The organism is Streptomyces spiramenti, assembly GCF_012034385.1.
Classification (GTDB): Bacteria; Actinomycetota; Actinomycetes; order Streptomycetales; family Streptomycetaceae; genus Streptomyces; species Streptomyces spiramenti.
On record NZ_JAAVJB010000012.1, the window covers coordinates 23,313 to 44,856 of the forward strand.

At 71.7% G+C, this 21,544-nt stretch carries 17 protein-coding genes; 10 read left to right on the plus strand and 7 right to left on the minus strand.

Going from position 1 to position 21,544, the window contains the following annotated elements; all coding sequences use genetic code 11:
• Positions 1 to 8 precede the first annotated feature (8 nt).
• Positions 9 to 782 carry an SDR family oxidoreductase gene (locus tag HCJ92_RS03130; protein ID WP_167931829.1) on the minus strand — a complete coding sequence of 258 codons (774 nt, stop codon included), beginning with the start codon at positions 780 to 782 and terminating at the stop codon, positions 9 to 11.
• 357 nt (positions 783 to 1,139) lie between these two features.
• Here HCJ92_RS03130 and HCJ92_RS03135 point away from each other — a divergent pair, with 357 nt between their 5' ends.
• From HCJ92_RS03135 to HCJ92_RS03160, 6 genes are all read left to right on the plus strand, one after another.
• A complete protein-coding gene (locus HCJ92_RS03135; protein WP_167931830.1) occupies positions 1,140 to 2,078 on the plus strand; it encodes an alpha/beta hydrolase in 939 nt (312 codons plus the stop codon).
• A gap of 1 nt (position 2,079) precedes the next feature.
• Complete coding sequence (locus HCJ92_RS03140; protein WP_167931831.1) at positions 2,080 to 3,012, plus strand: ketoacyl-ACP synthase III family protein; 933 nt, start codon at positions 2,080 to 2,082, stop codon at positions 3,010 to 3,012.
• A 40-nt stretch (positions 3,013 to 3,052) separates the two neighbouring features.
• On the plus strand, positions 3,053 to 3,316 hold the full coding sequence (locus HCJ92_RS03145) for a phosphopantetheine-binding protein (protein ID WP_167931832.1): 264 nt from the start codon (positions 3,053 to 3,055) through the stop codon (positions 3,314 to 3,316).
• 103 nt (positions 3,317 to 3,419) lie between these two features.
• Complete coding sequence (locus HCJ92_RS03150) at positions 3,420 to 5,402, plus strand: FAD/NAD(P)-binding protein (protein ID WP_167931833.1); 1,983 nt, start codon at positions 3,420 to 3,422, stop codon at positions 5,400 to 5,402.
• Positions 5,403 to 5,550: 148 nt separating this feature from the next.
• Positions 5,551 to 7,509 (plus strand): hypothetical protein, encoded by a 1,959-nt coding sequence (locus HCJ92_RS03155; RefSeq protein WP_338053991.1) that lies wholly within the window; start codon positions 5,551 to 5,553, stop codon positions 7,507 to 7,509.
• Between the two features lie 93 nt (positions 7,510 to 7,602).
• The gene (locus HCJ92_RS03160; protein ID WP_167931834.1) at positions 7,603 to 8,835 is read left to right on the plus strand and encodes an MFS transporter; all 1,233 of its coding nucleotides are present in this window, start codon (positions 7,603 to 7,605) and stop codon (positions 8,833 to 8,835) included.
• Between the two features lie 652 nt (positions 8,836 to 9,487).
• On the opposite strand, the gene HCJ92_RS03165 is transcribed toward HCJ92_RS03160, so the two are convergent.
• The 3 genes from HCJ92_RS03165 to HCJ92_RS03175 all read right to left on the minus strand — a co-directional run bounded on the left by HCJ92_RS03165 (position 9,488) and on the right by HCJ92_RS03175 (position 13,406).
• A complete protein-coding gene (locus HCJ92_RS03165; RefSeq protein ID WP_167931835.1) occupies positions 9,488 to 9,814 on the minus strand; it encodes an SCO5918 family protein in 327 nt (108 codons plus the stop codon).
• 190 nt (positions 9,815 to 10,004) lie between these two features.
• Entirely contained in the window at positions 10,005 to 11,543 is a 1,539-nt protein-coding gene (locus tag HCJ92_RS03170; RefSeq protein WP_167931836.1) for a DEAD/DEAH box helicase, read from the minus strand.
• Positions 11,544 to 12,521: 978 nt separating this feature from the next.
• A complete protein-coding gene (locus tag HCJ92_RS03175) occupies positions 12,522 to 13,406 on the minus strand; it encodes an alpha/beta fold hydrolase (protein ID WP_167931837.1) in 885 nt (294 codons plus the stop codon).
• 81 nt (positions 13,407 to 13,487) lie between these two features.
• On the opposite strand from HCJ92_RS03175, the gene HCJ92_RS03180 reads away from it, so the two are divergent.
• Both HCJ92_RS03180 and HCJ92_RS03185 read left to right on the plus strand, forming a co-directional pair.
• Positions 13,488 to 14,000, plus strand: coding sequence for a CGNR zinc finger domain-containing protein (locus tag HCJ92_RS03180; protein ID WP_167931838.1), 513 nt, complete (start codon positions 13,488 to 13,490; stop codon positions 13,998 to 14,000).
• A 733-nt stretch (positions 14,001 to 14,733) separates the two neighbouring features.
• Entirely contained in the window at positions 14,734 to 15,576 is an 843-nt protein-coding gene (locus HCJ92_RS03185; RefSeq protein ID WP_167931839.1) for an alpha/beta fold hydrolase, read from the plus strand.
• Between the two features lie 113 nt (positions 15,577 to 15,689).
• On the opposite strand, the gene HCJ92_RS03190 is transcribed toward HCJ92_RS03185, so the two are convergent.
• Positions 15,690 to 15,980 carry a hypothetical protein gene (locus HCJ92_RS03190; RefSeq protein WP_167931840.1) on the minus strand — a complete coding sequence of 97 codons (291 nt, stop codon included), beginning with the start codon at positions 15,978 to 15,980 and terminating at the stop codon, positions 15,690 to 15,692.
• A 272-nt stretch (positions 15,981 to 16,252) separates the two neighbouring features.
• On the minus strand, positions 16,253 to 17,497 hold the full coding sequence (locus tag HCJ92_RS03195) for a helix-turn-helix domain-containing protein (protein ID WP_167931841.1): 1,245 nt from the start codon (positions 17,495 to 17,497) through the stop codon (positions 16,253 to 16,255).
• 983 nt (positions 17,498 to 18,480) lie between these two features.
• Here HCJ92_RS03195 and HCJ92_RS25510 point away from each other — a divergent pair.
• Entirely contained in the window at positions 18,481 to 19,296 is an 816-nt protein-coding gene (locus tag HCJ92_RS25510; RefSeq protein ID WP_338053992.1) for a carbonic anhydrase, read from the plus strand.
• A 130-nt stretch (positions 19,297 to 19,426) separates the two neighbouring features.
• Here HCJ92_RS25510 and HCJ92_RS03205 read toward each other — a convergent pair whose 3' ends face one another.
• Positions 19,427 to 20,719 carry an MFS transporter gene (locus tag HCJ92_RS03205; RefSeq protein WP_245240537.1) on the minus strand — a complete coding sequence of 431 codons (1,293 nt, stop codon included), beginning with the start codon at positions 20,717 to 20,719 and terminating at the stop codon, positions 19,427 to 19,429.
• A 157-nt stretch (positions 20,720 to 20,876) separates the two neighbouring features.
• Between HCJ92_RS03205 and HCJ92_RS03210 the strand changes: the two genes are divergently transcribed.
• A complete protein-coding gene (locus HCJ92_RS03210; protein WP_167931842.1) occupies positions 20,877 to 21,515 on the plus strand; it encodes a TetR/AcrR family transcriptional regulator in 639 nt (212 codons plus the stop codon).
• Positions 21,516 to 21,544 lie beyond the last annotated feature (29 nt).

Here is a 21,544-nt window from a genome sequence, read left to right on the forward strand (position 1 = left end):
TGTGCGGCTCAGCGCCCGATGAGATGCTGCTGGCCCTGCGGCCGCGGGCGCAGGCTGTGCTGGCCGCCGTCCACGGCGAGCATCATGCCGACGGAGGCGCTCGACAACGGGCTGGCGAGGTAGGCGATGGCGCCGGCCACCTCGTCGGCGGTCACCAGGCGGCCCGGCGCCAGGAACGCGAGCAGTGACTCCCGGGCGGCCTCCGGGTCCTCGGTCCCCTGCAGTTGCTTCTCCACCCACGGGGTGTCCGCCGTACCGGGCGCGACACAGTTGACACGGATTCCCTCGCGGGCGTGGTCGGTCGCCATGGCAAGGGTCAGCGAGTACACAGCGCCCTTGCTGGCCGAGTACAGCGTTCGCGTCTGGTGGCCGGCCCACGCGACGATCGAGCAGGTGTTGACGATCGACGCGGCGGGCGAGCGGCGCAGGTGGGGCAGGGCGTACCGGGCGACCCGGACCATGCCGACCACGTTGACGTTCAGGACGTTCAGCCACTCCTCGGAGCTGTTGGTGGCGACGTCACCGACCGCCGGTACGCCGGCGTTGTTCACGACGATGTCGAGGCGGCCGAACCGCTCGACCACGGCGTTCACCGCCGCCTCGACCTGGGCGTCGTCGCCGACGTCGGCCCGGACGCCGAAGACGCCGTCCGGCAGGCCGTCCGTCCTGAGGTCGAGGACCGCGACCGTCGCGCCCCTGCTGCTCAGCAGTCTCGCCGTGGCCAGGCCGATCCCCTGGGCGCCACCCGTGACGATCGCCACGAGTCCTTCGAAGTCACTCACTGGTTCTCTCCTGTCGCCTGTCGAACTATCAGGAACGAACTTCGGCCACCACTCCCTCGGGGTGACGCTTCCCGACGACGCCGCGCGCCGCGGCCCGAGAATGCCTGCCGGGGTCCCCGGCCGTGGCCTCCGCGTGGGTCCGCGCAGTGGGCCTGTCCAGCCGCAGCACCGGACGAGGACGTTACGACCCCACCGGATTCCGCCGCGTCCGCGGCAGGTTCGCGGAACGGACACATCGCGTTGACCCGGCCCCGCCGGGGCTCATCACCTCGGTTACCCGGCGCGGTCCGGCGCTGTGCCACTCTCGTTCTCGGTTCGGATTTTCTTGATGCAGGCCTGGGAGCTGAGGGATTCTTCATGCCGCTTGATCCGCTCTACGCGGGAATCCGCGACTACCGTGTCAGCACCGGATTCACACCGCTCTACACCATGTCGGTGAACCGGGCCCGGGTAGCGGATCGGGAGACCGAAGCCGAGATCTGGGACTGGGTGAAAGAACCCGAAGAGGTATTCGACTTCGACATCGACGGTCCGGTGGGTCCGCTGACGCTGCGGGTGTACCGCCCGCAGCGCGAGGGCGACGCACCGCTCCCCGTGGTGGTGTACTTCTTCGGCGGTGGCTGGGTGGTCGGCTCCCTGGACACCTGCGAGGCGATCTGCCGTGCACTGGCCGACCTGACCCCCTGTGTGGTCGTGTCCGTCGGTTACCGGCTCGCTCCCGAGCACCCCTTCCCGGCCGCCATCGACGACTGCTACGCCGCCGTGCGGTGGGTGGGGGAGCACGCGTCCGAGCTCGGCGCCGACCCCGCCCGCATGGCCGTCGCCGGAGACAGCTCCGGCGGTAACCTCGCCGCGGTCATGGCCCTGATGGCCCGGGACCGGGAGGGACCGACGGTCTCCGCGCAGGTGCTCGTCTATCCGCCGACGCGCAGTGACGCCACGACGCGGTCCATGAGCGAGAACGTCGATCCGATGTTCTTCAACGCGAGATCGTCGGCCTGGTTCTGGGAGCACTACCTCGCCGAATCCTCGGACGGCGAATCGCCCTATGCCTCACCGGCCAAGGCGGCCGACCACACCGGACTTCCGCCGACTCTGCTGCTGACGGCCGAGTACTGCCCGCTGTACGACGAGGGCGAGGAGTACGCGGAGATCCTCTCACGCGCGGATGTGCCGGTGGAGTTCCACCCGCACAAGGATCTTCCGCACGGCTTTCTCCAGCTTTCGGCCGTTCTGGAAACGTCCCGGAACGCGATGCGCCTGATCGCCGACTTCCTGCGCAGACGGTTGAACTGACATGGAAGAGACAGAAGACCGGCACGTGGTGCTGCGCTCACCCAGATATGTACTCGGCGAGGTGGAGACGGATCACTCCGAGATCAAGGGATTCGCAGCATTCGTGGACGAGCGGCGGATGGTGCCCGATGCCACGATGTGGGGCTGGGGCTCCGTGCACCGTACGGAACTCGACACGGCGACGCTCGCCGTACGGGCCGGACGGCAGACGCTTGGCGCGGCGGGCGCCGCCCCGGACGAGATCGACGCGCTCGTGCTGTGTTCCAGCACGTTCCCCAGCGAGGTCGGGGAGCACGGTGACCTGATCGCGACAGTCCTGCACGGCCTCGAACTCGGCGACGTCCCGGTCACCGGGATCACCCTGAACCGGTGCGCCTCCCTGCTCACCGGTCTGCAGACGGCCGCCGCGATGGTTGCTGCCGGCCGGCACCGCACCGTGCTGGTGATCACCACCGACGCGGTGCCCGACGAGTCCGCGCGGCTGGCCGACTTCGCCCTGTTCAGCGACGGTGCAGCCGCCTGCCTGGTCGCGCGACGGGTGGACGGCGCACCCGAGTCCTACGAGTGGGTCGGCGACGCGCACGCCCAGGACCCCGCCTCCATGCTCCGAGGCACCGAGATCAGCGCCGACCTGGCCAAGGCGGCCAACCAGCGGTTGTTCGCCGAGACCGGTATCCGCATCGATCAGATCGACAGCCTGCTGCACCACAACACCTTCCTGCCGATCGTGATGATGAAGGAGGTCCAGGCCGGGTTCCGCCCGTCGCAGCTGGACACCTCGAACATCACGAGGGTCGGACACTGCTTCGCCGCGGACCCGCTGATCAATCTCGCCGACCGGCAGTCGGTCGGCGGCATCCGCCCGGACGGGCTCTATCTGCTGGCGTCGAGTGTGTCGGGGTTGCGGATGTGCGTCCTGCTGAGGGCCGTATGAGCGGCCTCGCCCCCATTCACTCACCGAAGGAGTCACCGAAGTGCGGAACAACCAGGAAGCCGAGACCACCACGCTGTCGTGGCTGCAGACCACCGTCCGTGAGGTGCTGCGGCTGGCGGAGTCGGAGGAGGTCGCCGGGCGGACCCTGCGCGACCTCGCCGCGACCTCGCTGCAGACGGTCGGCGTGCAGTACCGCGTCCTCCGGGAGAGCTCGGTCCAGTTGGAGATGAGTGAGCTGGTCGGCGACGCCACCGTCGCGGAGCTCGCCGCGCTGATCGACGGGCGCGCGCAGAACGCCGCGTGACCCACGGGTCCCGTGATGGATGCGCCGTACTGCTCGTTCACATGCCGCATCGTTCACGCCCGTGCGATACGACCCCACCGTGACCGAGGCGTAGGAACGGAATATGACGAGTTCACTGGCAGTGGCAATCATCGGTGCCGGCCCCCGTGGTACCTCCCTTCTCGAACGTCTCATCGCGAATGCTGCCGAGTGTGCGCCGGGCCGGACGATCGACGTCCACATCATTGATCCCCACCCACCGGGGGGCGGCCGTATCTGGCGATCCCGGCAGTCACCGCTGTTGTGGATGAACACCACCGCCGGCAGCTGCACCATGTACACCGACGAGACCGTCGCATGCGACGGCCCGATCGTCCCCGGTCCCACGCTCAGTGAATGGGCCCAGGAACTGGCCACCGACTCCCTCTCGTCGCCCGAAGGATTTCGGCACTCCCCCTCCACCGCGGCCGAGGCGGGGATGATGCACGCCGGCTGGTTCACCACCCGTCGCACACAGAGCGACTATCTGTCGTGGGTCTTCCGGAAGCTGGCCGACGACGGCAGCCCGCAGGTACAGGTCCATGCACACGTGGGCCGAGCCGTCGACGTGCACGACCTTCCCCTTGGCCGGCAGCGCGTTGTCCTGGCGGACGGTCTTCCGCCGCTGGACGTCGAGATCGTGCTGTTCGCCCAAGGGAACGTCGATGTCGAACCGGACGGGGAAGAGGCGCGCCTGACGACATACGCGGCCGACCACGACCTGCACTACCTGCCCTCGGGATCGACGGCTGATCATTCCCTCGAACGGATACCGGCCGGCGAACCGGTTATTGTGCGAGGCCTTGGACTGTGTTTCATCGACACCGTCGTGCTGCTGACCTCCGGGCGCGGCGGCGCATTCCATCGCGATGACGCCGGAGAGCTGCGCTACACCCCGTCCGGCAGGGAACCCATCCTCTTCGTGGGGTCGCGGCGCGGCGTCCCGTACTGGTCGAAGACCCATTACAGCCTGGCCGGCTCACCTCCGGAGTCGTTCGGTCACCTCGACGCCGCGGCGCTGGCCGCTCTCGGTGACCGCCCTCTGGACTTCGCCGTGGACATCTGGCCGCTGATCGCCCGCGAAGTCACCCACGCGGGCTATCGCGAGCTCGCCGCATCGCACCAAGAACTCCTCGCCATGGAGGCCCGCCAGTTCCTTCACCGTCTCGACACCCTCGACTGGGACGGACCGGAACTCAAGGAGTTGGTCGACCGGGCGGTGCGGCTCGACGGTGACCGGATCGACCTGGAGGAGACGGCCCGCCCCCTGACCGGCCGCCAGTTCCCCGACTCGGACGCCTTGCAGAGCTGGATGGTCGACTACATCGCCACAGGGGTGCAACGCGGACGCGATCCTCGGTACAGCGCGGACCTGGCGATGGTGCACGGCCTGTTCTCCGCCTTCTCCACGCTGGTCGAACTCGTCGACGACAAGAGAATCTCCCTCACCTCCTGGGAGCGGGACCTGCCGGCGTTTCTCGACTTCTGCCGATTTCTCACCAGCGGACCACCCGGACCGCGGCTGGAGGAGCTGCTCTCCCTGACGCGAGCCGGTGTCGTCAGGTTTCTTGGTTCGGAGATGGCGGTGACCACTCACGACGGGCTGTTCCACGCACGGTCGGGCAGCCTCGACGGGTCGACCGCCGCCCGGTCCCTCATCGAGGCCCGGCTCCCGGAGCGCACCATCCACCGCGTGAGCGACCCCTTGCTGCGCAAGCTGATCCGGCGCGGTGAGATCAGAGAAGAGACCCCATCGGTCCCCGGCGGTGACCGGTACCCCTCGGACGTCATCAATGCGGCCGGGCTCATCGACACCGATTCCCTCAATCACCTGAAGCGCGCCGACGGAAGCGTCCACGAGAGCCGTTTCGGTGCGGGCGTGCTGTTCTCGGGAAGTGTCGCATCCGGCCGATTCCCGGTCCCCAGGAGCAACGACGAATTCTTCCGGCAGAACGACAGGATCGCTCGTGCCGCACTCGGCGAGCTGTGCCGACGTGGCGTCGGCCGGCGTAAGCGAGGCGCGCAGGCACACCGGGAAGGGGTAAGCGTCAGGTGTCCTCGTACCTGAACGTGCTGCGGATACACGGGACACCGGACCGGACGTACCGTCTTGGTACCTCGACACGTGGCGCGAGATGTCCGGTTTCGCCCGCCGAACACCACGGCTCCGGATCGTCGCTTCCCCGAGGCTGAATTCCGTCGTGAAGGAGTCATACGTGGCGCAGTCCGAGATCCGTGTTCCCGGGGGCGATACCGCGACGATGTCGGCCTCGCCCTTCTCCCTCCTGGAGGACGGCTCCTCCTACGCCGCCGCCGTTGACACCTTCCTCGCGGACACGGCCCGCACGCGAGTCCCGGTCTGGACCGACGGGCGAGTCGATCTCGCGGCCTCCGCTGCCTGCGCGGCGAGTGTCTACGGGAAGGCACGCCGACCGGTCGCCTGCTCGTACGGCGTCATGCTGGGACCCGAAGCGCTCCCCGCCGGTCTGATAGCGCTCATCGATCCGCTCGCCGACCGTTGGCTCGACAAGGGGGAGGTCGGCTCCGACCTGCTCGACACGCTCTTCCCGCGGGCGTCGCGGAGTGAGCACGGAGACCGGGAGGCTGGTGAGGGCGCCGGCCCGGGCGAGGTGCACTCCCTGCTGATCGCCGGTCTGTACGAGCACCTCACGGTGGACACCGTCTGGCCCCTGCTGCGCGCCGCCGACCACCGGCCCGATGTGCGTCTGAGGATCCTGACCGGCCGGGACGCGGCGTCCCTCGCCTGGTTCACCGCCAAGCAGTACGTCCGCAAGGCTTCGGACGTACGGGAGCTCGGAGTGTTCACCGCCGTGGACCGCGGGCTTTCGCGCAGCGGCATCCGCCTCCTCGACGCGCGGGACATGGAGACCGCGGATGTCAGGTCCGAGATCCTCGGCACCCGTTGGAGCCGCCTCCTTCTCCAGGGGCACGGCAAGGACGACTCCCTCAATCTCGCCGACTACACCATCTGCGGCCTGAACTCCCTGGCTCCCCGCAGGGAGAACGTCATCGGGCCGATCTGCGCGTACTCCGACGAGCCCACCTGCTACCGCCCGCTGGACAAGCTGATCCAACTGCGCGAGATCCGCGCGGCCGAGGTCGTGCTGAGTTCGTGCAACAACGGCCCATTCACCGACGCGGCCATCTACGACCCCAAGTACCAGTTGATGCTCAACGCGATCGACGGCACCGCCAGGGACGTCGTGGCCGCGATCACGGCACACGACGTCGGGCGCGCGGAGAACGCTTCCTGGATGGAAACGGTCCTCGCGCACGGCTCCTCCGCCGCAGCGTTCAACTCCAGCATCCGCACCGCGGGCCCCTCCCCCGCATACGTCCACTTCGGCATGGGAGACGACGAAGAAGCCGACAGGCCGGAGCCGCCCTCGCTGATGCCGGAACCGCTGCTGCTGACCACCTCCGCACGCGCCACCGCCTATCTGGCCGGCGGCCTCCTGCGGCTCGACAACCCGCTGCGAAACGAGCTCGAGAACCTGGCCACCAGGGTCGACAGCCAGGTCGCCAGGGAGTCCCAGGCGGTGCACGACCGGGCAGCGAAGACCCGCGACCTCGTCGACGACCTGGAGTCGCTCGACCTGGCCATCGCAGAGCGGTTCGTCGGTGACCCCGAGAACGAATTCAGCGGCTGTTTCGGCTACTTCGGAGACCGCAGCAGTATCGACTCCTCGTCACTCGCGAGCGTGCGCTGTCAGTGCGGCCGACCTGCCGAGCGCTTCGTTCGGCGTGCTCTGGTACCCACCGCGCTCGACACCGAGGGCGTCATCTGCACGCGGTGCAGCGACGTGTCCTTCCGGTTGCCCACAGGCCCCTCGCTGCGGATCCACGCCGAGGAGGATCTGCTCCAGGGAAGTGACCAGCAGGTGCGCGTGGAGGTGCACGACGCCCGCCCGGGCATCGTGCACCTCAGCCTCTTCGTCGCCAAGTACGGACGTGAGTACTGCACGGTCGCGCCGCAGCTGCGCAGGGTTGACATCGGGCCGCAGGGCCACGGAGAGACCGAGTTCACGCTCACCGTGGCCCGTTACGCAGCCCCCATGGCCTACTACCTGACGGCATACGCCGTTCAGGACCTCGCCATCGCCATGGCTCGCCACCCCTACGGCGTCTTCCCCGCGTCAGACGGCAGCGCGTGACCCCGCGTTCCTCGTGAGCACACTCGACAACCGCGTCACCTGTGAAGCTGTGAAGCGCTCGCAGGAGGCAACCTTCCCGAAGTGAGACACACCATGGCATCTTCTGCCGACGCCACGATCCCCAGCGATCCCGAGAGCTCCCCGGCGCCCCCGTCCGGCGGGAACCGACTCGTCGCCGCCGCGCGCAGCAGAACCATGCGGGCCCCCCTGTTCTGGAGTGTCGTCGGGAGATTCCCCTTCTACCTGGTCGGCCTCGCCCTGGTGGTCTTCACCACCTCGAGGGATGCCGGCTACCTCTCGGCAGGCCTGTTCCTGGGCGCGTACAGCCTGGGCACCGCACTGTTCGCTCCGCTCATCGCCCGTCGCGTCGACCGGTACGGGCAGACGAACGTGCTGCTCATCACGGGCGTCGTGTACCCGGCGTCGCTGATCGGCTTCGTCGCCTTCGAGTCCGGTTCCCTGGCCTCCCAGTTGGTGTGCGTGGCCGTCGCGGGCGCCACGGTTCCGCCGATCAGCGGCTGCATCCGCGCCCTGTGGCGCGGGACGGGCGAGCTGGAGCGGGCGGGCATCTCCCTGGAGACGGTTCTGTTCAACTTCTTCCTCATCGGTGGGCCGCTTCTGCTCAGCGTCATGCTCCTCCTGAGCAGCCCGGGGGCGGCCATCGTCGTGGGGGGCCTGCTCGCCGCCGCGGGCGCCATCGGGTTCGCGACGACCCGGGCTTCGCGAACCCAGCCCGCCACCCCGAGCGAGCGGGACCCCCTCGGCGCACTCCGCTCGTGGGGCTTGCTCCTGGTGCTGGCACTGGTCGCCTGCACCGCCGTCAGGACCGGGATCTACAACGTCGCGCTGCCCGCCTTCGCCGATGATCAGGGCTCGGCCGGCAACGTCGGGCTGTTCTATGCGGCGTTCGGCGTCGGCGGAATTCTCGGCGGACTCTGGTACGGAAGCCGCAATCGGCTCTGGTCCCTCAAGCTCGCCGTCAGAGTGGGCCTGCTGGTGGTCACCGCGGGCGCCCTTCTGCCCGTACTCGTCTGGGACAGCTGGTCGATGGGCCTGGTCCTGGTCGTTCTCGGCTCCTTCGAGGCGCCCATGACGGTGATCCTCTACGAGATCATTTCGCGGACCGCACGCCAGAGCCATGTCACCGAGGCATTCACCTGGTCCTCCACGATCAGTCTCGGCGGATCCGCACTCGGTGCCCAGATCGGCGGCCTGGTCATCACTCTCGTCGGCACGCAGATGGCGTTCCTCTGCGCGTTCGGTGTCCTGCTGGCCGCCGTCGCCATCGCCTTCGCGACCCGCCACCAGCTCGCGAAGACCTTCTGAGCCGGGGGTGTCCCCACCTGCCCGTCATGTGCGGCAGGTGGGGCTCGTGCGTTCCGAACCGCTCCGCGTTCGCCACGGAGCCTCAGCGGAAGCGGTCCACGGGACTTCTGCCACGCAGATGACGCCAACGCTCGTGAACGCTCCGAACCCAGTCGTCAGGGGGACCGCGTCGGATCAGCTCGCGGCGTCAAATGCGGTCTGCTGCAGGGCGGAGGGGCGCCCTCGTACCGGGTTGTGTTCGGGCGTTCCTGACAACGCAGCAGAGGGCCGTAGCCGGCGTCGCGGACCCGGCGTGGGGCCTCACACACGCGCTCACGGTGTGACCACGGCGTCGAAGGGTCCTCGGGCTCCGGGACCTCTCCCGAAGCCGGTGCGCGCGGCGGAGGGCTCTCCGAGGCCCAGCCCGGCGCGCGGGAGAACGACGGGAGCGGTCTCGACACGGTCCCGATCACCGCGGATTCCGGCGGCACCCGCGCGATCCCGTCGCACCGGCGGGTCGCACCGGGGAGCGGTCAGGTATGTGTCCCCCGGCCACCGTGCGACCACGTCGCTGACGCGGTCGACGGGTACGGGCGTCGTTCAGTTCCGAGCCGCTCCGACCGGTGGTCCCCGGCGCGGTCGGCCCCTCGGGGACGACGGTCGGAGCACCCCGTCAGGACGAGGAGGCGGGCGGGCCGAAGAGGGCGTTGGCCTCCTCCATGGGGCTGCGCGGCGCCGCGGGGGCCGAGGTGGCAGCCGGGGCCGCGGGCGCTTCGGTGCAGGTGAAGCCCAGTCGGGTCATGGCCCGCGTGACCTCGCCCGCGCTGAAGTCGCGGCGGTCCTGACCGGTGACGATCTGCCCGACCTGCTTCGCCGGGTAGACGCGGTCGCCGATGGTCACGGAAGCACCCGTGACCTCCTCGGGCTCGATGCCCTTCATCGAGCCGAGAACGCTGCTCTCGGTGAGCTCGAACGGGAAGCGGGCGATGACACAGCGCATGTTGCCTCACAGGTGGGAGGGGCGGAGCGGGATGGTTCCACCGCGGCCGTGGCTGCCGGTGTCAGGTACGGGAGCGTCCGTGACACCGCCGTGCTCCACGGCTGCGGACAGAGCACCGACTCAGCTGTCGCGCGTCGTGTGCTCGACCTTGCGCGAAGGGGGCGTGAGCCCCCTTCGCGTGAGGGTTCGGTCAGGCGGCCCTGCCGGAGGAGGACGGCCGGCCGACGCCTGCGCGGCGGCGGGCGCCGGAGGCGGGGCTGCGGCGACCGCGCGAGCTGCTGCCGCGCTTGCGGGGCTGCTCGGCGGCGGGCGGCGCGGCGATCGTCACGGGGACACCACTGGGAGCCTGGGCCCCGGTGATCCGCGTCAGCTCCTGCTCACCGGAGCGGACCTGCGTGGTCTCCGGCACGATCCCGGCGGTCGTCATGAGCCGGGTCATGTCGCGACGCTGGTTCGGGGTCACCAGGGTGACGACGCGGCCGGACTCACCGGCGCGGGCGGTACGGCCGCCGCGGTGCAGGTAGTCCTTGTGGTCGGTCGGCGGGTCGACGTTGACGACGAGGTCCAGGTCGTCGACGTGGATGCCGCGGGCCGCGACGTTCGTCGCCACCAGCACGGTGACGTGCCCGGTCTTGAACTGCGCCAGGGTGCGGGTCCGCTGCGGCTGTGACTTGCCGCCGTGCAGGGCGGCGGCGCGCACGCCGCTGGCCAGCAGGTCACGGGTGAGGCGGTCCACGGCGTGCTTGGTGTCGAGGAACATGATCACCCGGCCGTCACGCGCCGCGATCTCGGTGGTCGTGCGGTGCTTGTCCGTGCCGTGCACGTACAGGATGTGGTGCTCCATCGTCGTGACCGCGCCCGCGGAGGGGTCGACGGAGTGGACGACGGGGTCGGTCAGGTAGCGGCGCACCAGGCGGTCGACGTTGCGGTCCAGCGTCGCGGAGAACAGCATCCGCTGCCCCTCGGGACGGACCTGGTCCAGCAGCGCGGTGACCTGCGGCATGAAGCCCATGTCGGCCATCTGGTCGGCCTCGTCCAGGACGGTGATCGCGACCTGGTTGAGGCGGCAGTCGCCGCGGTCGATGAGGTCCTTCAGCCGTCCCGGGGTGGCGACGACGACCTCGGCACCGCCGCGCAGCGCGCTGGCCTGGCGGCCGATGGACATGCCGCCGACGACGGTGGCCATGCGGAGCTTGACCGCGCGGGCGTAGGGGGTGAGCGCGTCGGTCACCTGCTGGGCCAGCTCGCGGGTGGGCACCAGGACCATCGCGAGCGGCTGCCGGGGCTCGGCGCGCTGACCGGCAGTGCGGGCCAGCATCGCGAGACCGAACGCGAGGGTCTTGCCGGAACCGGTACGGCCCCGGCCGAGGACGTCGCGGCCCGCCAGCGTGTTGGGGAGGGTGGCGCCCTGAATCGGGAACGGCGCGGTGACGCCCTGCGTCGTCAGCGTGGCCAGGAGCGGCTTGGGCATGTCGAGGTCGGCGAACGACTCGACCGCCGGCAGCGCCGGGGTGATCGTCTCCGGCAGTGCGAACTCGCCCTGGACCGCGGCGGGACGACGGTTGCGACCGCCGCCACCGCCCGAGCGGCTGGGGGCCTCGGAACGGCCGCCGCCGCCCGAGCCGAAGCGGCCACCACGGCGTGCACCCGAACCGGAGCCCGGTCCGTAGGAGCCGCCGTCGGACCGGCGGGAGCGGAATGAACGGCCATTCGTACGTGCGGGGTTCATGCAGAACCTTCCTTGATACGGCACGCATCAAGGAATATCCGCAGCGGGTGAGCGCGGGGAATCACAAGTACGAGCCGAGTGGAATGCGCAGTCGCTCCGTGCCTCGGGGAGGCCGGTACGAAACGCAAAGGACAATTGGGTGACGCCGGGGTGAACATCGTGTTCTCGACGTCGGGGTGTGGGCCGTGGGGCAGTCGGCCCGGGGGCCGCCGGCGGCCGGTCGGGGCCGCTACGGGGAACGCCCGTGACCGGGGCACGGACCCCGAGGGCGTCGGACCTCCGCCGAGCAGTGAGCTTCGGAACGGGAGGGGTATGTCGATGCCCGCCGTCGGACCCTACCGGACCGGCAGGAGTTCGGGCGCGACGTCGACCTTCGAGTGTTCGGACGACCGTGGCCGACCTGGGATGACGACATCGGAGCGGGCCGCGAACCCGTCAACACCTCGGTCGACCTACGCAACGAGGAAGGAACCCTTCGCCCTCTCGAACCACTTCACCGTACCTGACGCCACGCCACGTCTCCTTCGGGGCAGTGCACCGACGACCCGCGATGCGCGGACACCGGGTCATCGATGGTCGTCGCGATGACGTCCCGTTCCGGGACAGCGGTGACAGAAAAGAGCTTCGGCCGACCAGAGGATTGGGCCGAAGAAGCCCGGAGTTCCGGGAGACGACAACCACAGCCGGTACCGACAGTAGCACGAGGTAGCGAGCGGTGTACGGTGAAGAATTTCACTCCGCGGCGCGGAAATGCACGACGGACGGCCTCCCCCGAATCCTGGCACACCACCGCGCGGGAGGGCCGCCCGTTTCCGGCGCCCCTGCCGCGCGGTCGGGCGCGGCCCCCACCAGGCCCGGGGACCACCCGCCGCGCCCCGGGGGACCGCCACCGGGACGCCCCGCCGTCCCTCCCCTCCGCCCCCGCCGAGCGTCGCGGTCACCCCGCAACCCCGCAACCCCCGATGCGTACCCGCCCCCTCACCCGTCGGTCGACGTGGCACCGATCACACGGGGACGGAAGTCCTCGATGGCGCCGACGACGGTGTCCAGGTGGCTCTCCAGCAGGAAGTGCCCGCCGTCGACCAGCACGATCTCCGGGGCGCGGGCGTCCCGCCGGAACGCCGCCGCTCCGGCCGGGGCGAAGATCTCGTCGTTGCACCCCCAGATCGCCAGTACGGGCACGCCACTTGAGCGCAGCCAGCGGTGAACCGCCGGGTAGAGCGGCCGGTTGGTCCGGTAGTCCGCGAACAGGGCGAGCTGGGCGCGGTCCACGCCGGGGCGCGCGAGCAACGCCAGGTCGTGCTCCCAGGCGTCGGGGGCGACGACGGTGGGGTCGGGGACGCCGTGGGTGTACTGCCACTCGACCGCTTCCCGCTCCAGCGCCGGACGGAGCCGGGCCTCGTTCTCGGGGCTCGGATCGGCCCCGTAGGCCCAGACCGGCTCCCAGAACTCCGGCACGAACCCGTCGTCATAGGCGTTGCCGTTCTGGGAGACGACGCCGGTGACCGCCCCGGGGGACGCGAGCGCGAGCCGCCACCCGATGGGCGCGCCGTAGTCCTGGACGTAGATCGCGTAGCGGTCGACGCCCAGGGCGTCGAGGAAGCCCCGGGTCACCTCGGTGAGGGCGTCGAAGGTGTAGGCGAAGTCGTCCGCGTCGGGGGCGGAGGAGCGGCCGAAGCCGATGTGGTCGGGGGCGATGACGCGGTAGGGGCCGGCGAGCGCGGGGATCAGGTGCCGGAACATGTGGGAGCTGGTCGGGAAGCCGTGCAGGAGCAGCAGAACGGGGGCGTCGGCAGGGCCGGCATCCCGGTAGAAGACGGTGAGTCCGTCCACGTCGACGGTCCGGTGATGAACAGCTACCACGATAACCTCTTAATCAAATTTAAACGGTTAGGCTATGCTGACGATGCACAGCCCGACTCGTCACGTCAAGGAGGGTGATCCGTGGCCGGCAGCGCCATCGAGGACGAGGACCTGCTAATCGGCGTCCTCAACAGCGCCCCGGTGGTCGAGGGCAACCCGACCGACGCGCTGCGGGCGCCGGGGGCCACCGAATGGCTACGGGGGTTCGGGGGTCACGGCACCCAGGAGGAGTGCGAACGCGTCCGCCAGGTGCGCGACGCGCTGCATCCGCTGGTCCGGGGCACCTCCCGGAACGTGGACATCCTCGACTCCGTGCTCTACACGGCCCGGCGGCGCCCCGTGGTCTCCCCCGCGGGCGTGTCCTGGCAGCTGGAGACGGCTGCCGAGGAGGAGCTCGCGGTGCGTCTGGTCCTCGCGTGGTCGCACATCACCACCGAACTGCCGGGGCGCCTGCGGCCCTGCGCCAACGAGGAGTGCAACCTGTTCCTCGTCGACCGCAGCCGGCCCGGTACCGCCCGGTGGTGCTCCATGGCGGCCTGCGGCAACCGCATGAAGGCACGCACCCACGCCCGCAAGCGCCGATCGGAGCAGTGACCCGGGCGGACGGCCGCCGAGCGCCGCTCCCGGACGGCACCGCGACGCCGCGATGTCAGGGCGCCCGGTCCGCCGGGCGTCCTGCCGCCCGGTCCGCCGGGCGCCCACCGCACGGGTGGCGCGGATGCGGCAGCGCCGCGGGCCGAGCACCGCGTACGGCCCCGTACGGCCGTGAGCAGCACGGTGGCGGTCCAACCGGCGGTCGCGCTGCCGGGGGCGCCGGCACCCGGTCCGGGAAACCGTCCCGTCCGGCGCGAAGACGACGACGGCGAACCATCCGAGGGGGCCGCGCGTGCCGCCCACCCGGGAAGGCCGCGCCGAACCCCACCGGCCCGACAGCTCGGGCGCAGCTCCGCAACAGCACCTTCGACGAACCGAGTTGCGCCCCGGCCGCCGCCGTGACCGCCGCGCCGACGGCCGGCAGGTGCGCGGCACGGCGCGTCGGAGCAGGAGGGCGGTCCTCCGGACCGACAGTCCGTCGAGCACGCGCGGCAGTTCTCCACCCGACGTGACGTGTTCCACGCCGACCGTCCGGTCCGGGGCGGGCGCCGTACGGGTGGCCGACGCGTCCGATCGGGCGGTCGCGACGCGGGGGGCGGGTGGTTTCGGGGCGTGGAACGGGAGAGGCGGGTAACCGGGACCGGAACCCCGGCGGCACCAGGGCCCACATGCACGGGCCCGACGCCGGGGCAGCACGCCCCGCGTCCCGCGGTCCGAGGAGAGGTTGAGCGGCATGCCCGAGATCACCGTCAAGAGCGAGCGTCCCGGCGTCGAGGACGTCGAACTGCACTACGAGGACAGCGGCTCCGGTCGCCCGGTCGTCCTGATCCACGGCTGGCCGCTCAACGGCCGCTCGTGGCAGGCCCAGACCGGGGTGCTGACCACCGCGGGACATCGGGTGATCACCTACGATCGGCGTGGTTTCGGCGACTCCTCGCAGCCTGCGAACGGCTACGACTACGACACCTTCGCCGCCGACCTCGCGGCGCTGCTGGAGGCGCTGGACGTACGCGACGCGACGCTCGTCGGCTTCTCCATGGGTGGCGGCGAGGTCGTGCGCTACCTCTCCCGCCACGGCAGCGAGCGGGTGAGCCGCGCAGTCCTGGCCGCCGCCGTCCCGCCGTACCTGCACCGGACCGGGGACAACCCCGACGGCGGGCTGGACGACGCCACGATCGCGGGGTTCGAGGACGGCGTCCGCGACGACCGCGCGGGCTTCCTCGACGGGTTCGTCACGCAGTTCTACCAGGCCGGGGAGCGGACCGACCTGGTCTCGCCGGCACAGCACGCCGAGGCCGTCGCGATGGCGCTGCCCGCCTCCCCCACCGCGACCCTGGAGTGCATCGGCGCGTTCTCACGGACGGACTTCCGCCAGGACGTGGCGGCGGTTGACGTGCCGACACTCGTGATCCATGGGGACTCCGACGGCATCGTGCCGTTCGAGGTCAGCGGCCGGCGGACGCACGAGGCGATCACCGGCAGCCAGCTGGTGGTGGTCGAGGGCGCGCCGCACGGCCTGAACGTCACGCACGCGGACCGGTTCAACGAGGAGCTGCTCCGCTTCCTCGCGCAGTAGCGGCGGGGGTCCCGGCCGGCGGACCGCGGGCCGGGACGGGCGGCGGGGGCGCGGGGGCTGCGGCACGTGGTGGGCTGCGGGTGGGCGGACCGGCCGGGGCAGCGCACCGCGCCTCACCGCACCGGGCTGCCGACCACCGCGATGACCAGGACCACGATCAGCAGAGCGATCACGCCCAACGCGGCACCCGCGAGCGACCAGCCGAGGTTGGCGGCCTCACCGCGCTCACAGCGGCGCGCCCCGACCACACCGAGCACCAGGGCCGCCAGGCCGGTGGGGACGGCGATCAGCTCGCCGAGGGTAGGGACGAAGGAGAAGACCAGGGCGACGAGCCCGAGTGAGAGCGACAGCTCGCCGGGACGGTTGCGCTGCCCCGGCGGATCGGCTGTTTCCTGGTCCGGCATGGGAGTCCTCGTGACGGGGTCCGGCCCGCCCGCGGGGTGTGCGCACGGCGCCGGCGCCGCCGTGCGGCAGCGGCTCCGAGCATAGGACGCCGGGCCGCGAGGCGCACCGGATGGCCTCGGGGCCCGTCCGGAGGCCATCGGTGCGGGTGCCCACCACGCCAGCCACCCACCGCGCCGTGGCGGTCGGCCTCCCCGGTGAGCCGCCGCGGGGATTCGCCGCCCACCGCCGACGCGTCCCCGACCCGTCGCCGGTCACCGTCGCCGGACACCGGTCACTGGTCGCGTTCGCCGCTCGCACGCGCCGCCATCTCCTCCCGCACCCGGTCGATGCCGGCGAAGCAGTGCGACCAGTGCTCGAAGCTCTCCTCCGGCTCCCACAGCGCGTGGGCGAGCCGGATGTTGGTCTCCCAGTCGAGCGCTTCCAGCGGGGTGCTCCGGAGGTCGTTGAGGCGGCTGTCGGATATCTGGAAGAGCCCCCAGTTGCGGGTGCCGTTCTCGTTGCCGAGCACGTAGAGAGGGTCGAACTTCGTCGCGCAGGCCGCCACCGCCACGGCGGTGTCGGCGTCCTCGCCCGGGAAGAGCTCCCTGATGAGTTCCGCCAGCTCGTCCTCCTCCGGTGTCTCTACCGCGACGTCCGACTCGTACAGGGCGAGCTTCGTCTCGTCGCCGACGACACCGTTGACCCCGAGTCCCGCGAAGACCTGGAAGGCGGTGACGCGGCGCAGCGTCTCGGGGCCGAACTGGGCGTCGACCACCATCGGCAGCCCCCGGGCCACGAGCAGTTCCTGGAGCTCCTCGACGCAGCCGTCGTGGCGGCCCATGGCGATGGGCTCGTCGCAGGGGTGACGGAGCAGGGCGCGCTCCTCGTCGGCCGCGGCCCCCGCGCCGCCCCCGGCCGCCTCGTCCTCCCGCGCCCGGTCGTCCGGCCCGCCGCCGGAGAGGGCCACGGCGGCGACGCCCGCGCCGACGAGCAGTGCCAGAACCAGCAGCAGGGCCGACAGCCGGGGTCGCAACCGGACCCCCGCGTCGGTCTCTCGACCACCGGTCGGGCCGGCTCCGTCGGAGGCATCCGCCGCGGCGTCGGCGGCGGCGGCGGGAACGGTGATGCCCCCCGGGTCGGTGGTGGCTGGTGCGGGACCGCCGCCCGTCGGTTCGGATGCGGCGACGGCCGGGGGGCCGGCTGCCTCCCGTTCGACACCCGCCTCCCCCGTCTCGTCCCGAACGGCCGACCCGTCCGCCGCGTCGGCCGGCAGGGGCACCGGCTCGGAAGCCAGCACCCACAGCCGGTGCAGCTCGGTGAGGTCGGCCCGTTCGGCGCGGCAGCACCGGGCGAACCGCTCCACGGTCGCGAACTCCGCCGGTACTCCCTTGCCGGAGCAGTAGCGGTGCAGCGTGGAGCGGCTCACGCCGGTGCGGCGCGCTATCGACTCGAAGCTGTGGCTCGTGTTGCCCTTCAGCTCGCGCAGCTTCTCGGCAAATGCCTCGATGGCAGCGGTGTTCTCGCGTACGCCGGCCACAACCCACCCCCGGCGGTGTTTGTCGTCATCCACCGCCGAGCGTAGCAACCACGACCGACACACGACTACCCAGAGTCACGAAAATCGGCGACCTTGCGTCAGGCGTACGCCGCTCCCTCACTTATCGGCCGCCTCCGACCGTTCAGCTCCAGCTCCAGCCGCGTGCCACTCGCCGCGGCAGACCACCCGTCGTACGGGACATCTCGCACCTCCTCTCGTCGCTCACGCTCCCCCGTGGACCCCGCCTCCGCCCCCCGTGACGGGGCGGGGAACCACGCCCGCCGCACCCCGTGGAACGCGGGTTCGGTCGGGCCCTGCGGCGCCGTCCCACCGGCACCGTCAGCAGAGTGCGGCGCAGCCTCACCAGCGGTCAACGCAGGCCCGGCCCGAAGGGACGATGGGATGAAAACCACGCGCTGACCTGCGACGTCGCAAGCGCGTGGGACAGCGGGCGAGACGAGGGTCCCGCGGCGCGCCCGTCGCCGGACCGCCGACCGGAAGCGTCGGCGGCGAGGGTTCCCGAGCCGCACCGGCATCGCTCCCCCGCGCGGGGCCCGTGCCTCGGCGGTCGCCCGGGCCGCCGGGACGGCGGCGGGGGCCCAGGGAGTCCGCACCGACAGCGCCGCCCGACCCCCGCGCGGCGGCGCGACGGCGCGACGGCTGGAAGCCCGGCCGGTGCGACCCGACCGGCGCCGACGGGGAGACACGGGCGGACACGGGCACGGCAGGTCACGCCCGGCACGCAGCGGTCGGGCACCGGCCGTCCGCCGGCGGCGCCGTGTGGCCGCTCAACACCCTTCCGAGTTCGGCTGGTTGACGCCGTCGACCGAGGGGCGACCGACAGAGTCCCGGCTACGGCGCAAGAGCCGCACGGTCCAAGGTTCGGTCAATTCACATTGCTCTTTGACCATGGTTTCGCCAAGCAGCGATCAAGTAATCACCACATCGATCAGAAGGCTTGAGTCAGCATCTAGTTTCCGATCGTGATTTCGAACTGTGAGGCCACAGGCCCACTCCCCACCCCCTCCCACCCCACCGCCCCGTGCACGGCGACCGCCGCCGCCACCCACGGCAACGGTCGCCGCACCTTCCTCCGCACCGCTCTCGCCGGGTCCGCGGCGCTCGGCGCCGCCCTGACGCTCGGCGGTGCCGGGCAGGCGGTGGCCGCCCCCTCCCGCCCGGCCGGGCCGGGTGCACTCGACTCCGCTCCGGCCGCAACCACCCCGAACCAGGCGCTCAAGCGCCTCGTCGCGGGCAACAACCGGTGGCGCGCGGGCACTCAGCAGCACCCGAACGAGTCGGCGGCCCGGCGGGTGGCCGCCGTCTCGGGCCAGCAACCCTTCGCCCTGGTCCTCTCCTGCATCGACTCGCGGGTCCCGCCGGAGCTGGTCTTCGACCAGGGGCTCGGCGACCTCATGGTGATCCGCTCCGCCGGATGCGTCCTGGACTCGGCGGTCATCGGCTCGCTCAAGTACGGCGTCCTGGAGCTCGGAATCCCGCTGCTGGTCACTCTCGGCCATCAGCACTGCGGCGCCGTCAAGGCCGCGATCCAGGCGGAGGAGACGGGTGCCCAGCTGCCCGAGCACCTCGACTATCTGGTGGACCGGATCATCCCGTCCATCGACCACACGACCACCGGGGAGGCCCAGGTCGACGCCACCACCAACGCCTTCACCCGCTCGGTCCGGGACACGCTCAGCGCCGAGGTGGACATAGCACCGCGCGTCGCCGACGGTCGGATCAAGGTCGTGTCGGCGCGCTACCAGCTCACCACCCAGCGGGTGCACGGCCTGGCCTGACGTCCCGGCAGCGGCCCCGGGGGGAGTCCCGGGGGGAGTCCCGGGACGGCACCACCCCGTCCCCTCGGGCCGCCGCACACGGGCGGCGGCCCGGGGGACGCAGGCGGCGCCGAGCGGGTCGGCAGCCGCGTCAACCGACCCGCTCGGGCCGCCCCTCGCCACCGCCCTCGCCACCGGCGGCGGACCCGCCGTCCGCCGCCCCGCCCGCGTCCGGTGTCCCGCCCGCGGTCGTCGTGCCCGCCTCACGGGGACGCGCAGCCCCGGCGGTCACCACCACGGTGGCGACGACCAGCAGCACCAGGACCATCGCGCCGCGCAGCCCGACGTGTTCGCCGACGAAGCCCAGGACCGGTGGTCCCGCGAGGAAGGCCAGGTAGCCGGCGGTGGCGACCGCGCCGACCGCGGCGTCGGGGTCCTCGGAGTCGCCTGCCGCGGAGATCGTCACCGGGAAGCCCAGCGAGGCGCCCAGCCCCCACAGCACCACGGCCGCCCCCGCGACGACGGGACTCGGCGAGAACACCACCAGTGCGAGGCCCACGGAGGAGATCACCGCACTCCCCCGCAGCACCCGCACCGCCCCGAACCGGGCCAACAGCGCGGCACCGGCGAAGCGCCCCGCCGTCATGGCGGCGGCGAACGCGGCGAACACCATCGAACCCACGGTCTGCCCCGTGCCGTGGCCGTCGACCATGATCAGCGGCAGCCAGTCGTTGGCCGACCCCTCGGCCAGGGCGAGGGCCAGGACCACCGCACCGAGCAGCAGCACCCGCCGGTCCCGCCAGACGGCCAACTGGGCCCGTGCCCCGCCGCCGTGGCCCGGCGTTGCGGCACGGCGACCGGTCCCCCCGGGGATACCGCGCAGCGCCCAGCCGACGGCGGCGGCGGCCAGGGCCGCGACCACCGCGAGGTGCCAGATGACCGGCACGCGCACGTAGGTGCAGAGGATGCCGACGAGCGCCCCGACCACCGTTCCGGCGCTGAAGCAGCCGTGCAGCGCCGGAAGCACCGAGCGTTCCAGCCGCCGTTCGACGTCGGCACCCTCGATGTTGACCGCGATCTCGGAAAGGCCGCCGCCACCGCCGAAGAGTGCGAGGCCGAACGCCACCAGCGGCGCCGAGGCCGCTTCGCTGCCGAGTCCCACCACCAGCACGCCGGCCACGACCAGTACGCCGCCCACCGCCATCGTGTGCCTGCCGCCGAATCGCCGGACGGCGGCACCGGAGCTGAGGATGCCCGACATCGACCCGACCGACAGCCCGAGCAGGACCAGGCCCATCTGGGCGGTCGACGCCTCGATGGCGTCGCGCACCGCGGGGGTGCGGACGATCCACGAGGACATCGAGACGCCGACCAGCAGCATGAAGACGAAGAGGGAGAGCCGCCAGCGGCGGATCACCTGCGGCGTGGGGGAGGTCGAGAGCATGCGTACGATCGTACGCATGCGCGCGCGGTCGCGGGAGGGCCTCACCGGGCACCCGCGCCGGGCACCGCGGGGCGAGGGGCCGGGCACCGCGGGGCGAGGGGCCGGGCATCGCTGCCCGGGGAGCCGGGCACCCCGGGGGCCCTACACTGACGCGGATATGAGCACGCGGCGCAACGACCCCGGCCGGCGGGACCGCATCATCGACGCCGCCCTCGAAGTGATCGCGGAGGACGGCGTGGTGGGCGCCTCCGCCCGGCGGATCGCCGCCCGGGCCGGAGTGCCGCTGGGTTCGGTCACCTATCACTTCACCGGCATGGACGAGCTGCTCCACGAGGCGTTCACCCGGTTCTCGCTGCGGATCAGCGACCGCTTCGAGGGGCGGATGGCGGGAGCGCGCTCGCTGCCCGAGGTCGCCGACGCGGTGGTGCAGATCATCCTGCGGGACACCTTCGGCGACCGGGACTCGCTGGTCGTCACCCTGGAGCTGTACACACTGGCGGCGCGGCGCCCCGAGTTCCGCCGGATCACGCGCTCGTGGATGGCGCGCAGCCGCGCGTCCCTGGAGCGGCACGTCCTACCCGAGACCGCCCGCCAGCTGGACGGGCTGGTCGAGGGGCTGTCGATCCACCACGCGCTCGACCCGGGCCCGTACTCGGAAGCCCTGGCCCGCGCCGCGGTGGAGCGCCTGATCCTCGGCGCGGCGCCCACCGGGTTCGACGGCGAGGGGCCGCGGCCGGAGCCGGCGACCACGCAGCCGCCTCGGCTCCCGCCGCCGGCCGACTCGGACCGCGGCTGAAGGAACCGCGGTCGCGGCTACCGGTGGGT

Coding starts and splice junctions, on each gene's coding strand:
- HCJ92_RS03135 (WP_167931830.1), top strand. CDS start 1,140: ATGCCGCTTGATCCGCTCTACGCGGGAATCCGCGACTACCGTGTCAGC.
- HCJ92_RS03140 (WP_167931831.1), top strand. CDS start 2,080: ATGGAAGAGACAGAAGACCGGCACGTGGTGCTGCGCTCACCCAGATAT.
- HCJ92_RS03150 (WP_167931833.1), top strand. CDS start 3,420: ATGACGAGTTCACTGGCAGTGGCAATCATCGGTGCCGGCCCCCGTGGT.
- HCJ92_RS03160 (WP_167931834.1), top strand. CDS start 7,603: ATGGCATCTTCTGCCGACGCCACGATCCCCAGCGATCCCGAGAGCTCC.
- HCJ92_RS03165 (WP_167931835.1), bottom strand. CDS start 9,814: ATGCGCTGTGTCATCGCCCGCTTCCCGTTCGAGCTCACCGAGAGCAGC.
- HCJ92_RS03170 (WP_167931836.1), bottom strand. CDS start 11,543: ATGAACCCCGCACGTACGAATGGCCGTTCATTCCGCTCCCGCCGGTCC.
- HCJ92_RS03185 (WP_167931839.1), top strand. CDS start 14,734: ATGCCCGAGATCACCGTCAAGAGCGAGCGTCCCGGCGTCGAGGACGTC.
- HCJ92_RS03190 (WP_167931840.1), bottom strand. CDS start 15,980: ATGCCGGACCAGGAAACAGCCGATCCGCCGGGGCAGCGCAACCGTCCC.
- HCJ92_RS03205 (WP_245240537.1), bottom strand. CDS start 20,719: ATGCTCTCGACCTCCCCCACGCCGCAGGTGATCCGCCGCTGGCGGCTC.
- HCJ92_RS03210 (WP_167931842.1), top strand. CDS start 20,877: ATGAGCACGCGGCGCAACGACCCCGGCCGGCGGGACCGCATCATCGAC.